Consider the following 479-nt stretch of genomic DNA (forward strand, 5'->3'; position numbering starts at 1 on the left):
GTTCCTAAACCATCTGCACGCAGTGCCTGCATCATCTCCATAACCGCAGCTGTGAGCGGCAGTTGCGCGCCGACGCCGTGAGAAGTATCCAGCGCATTCGCCAGATCCTTAATATGCAGATCAATACGGAAGCCCGGTTTGAAGTTGCGGTCCATCACCATCGGCGCTTTGGCATCCAGCACGGTACTGCCCGCCAGCCCACCGCGAATTGCCTGATACACCAGATCCGGGTTAACGCCCGCTTTGGTTGCCAGCGTTAACGCTTCTGACATCGCAGCAATATTCAGCGCCACAATGACCTGATTTGCCAGTTTGGTGACGTTACCTGCACCGATTTCCCCGGTATGCACCACGGAACCCGCCATCGCTTTCATCAAATCATAGTATTTGTCGAAAATAGCCTTGTCGCCGCCCACCATCACTGACAGCGTACCGTCGATGGCTTTCGGTTCACCGCCGCTCACCGGGGCGTCCAGCAT

General features: G+C 56.2%; 1 protein-coding gene. It reads right to left on the reverse strand.

Going from position 1 to position 479, the window contains the following annotated elements:
- On the reverse strand, nucleotides 1–479 hold a 479-nt coding region (locus QQZ13_RS09655), incomplete at both ends, for an NAD-binding protein (RefSeq protein WP_284528825.1).

The organism is Microbacterium sp. T2.11-28 (genome assembly GCF_950097975.1).
In the GTDB taxonomy this organism is placed as follows: domain Bacteria; phylum Actinomycetota; class Actinomycetes; order Actinomycetales; family Microbacteriaceae; genus Microbacterium.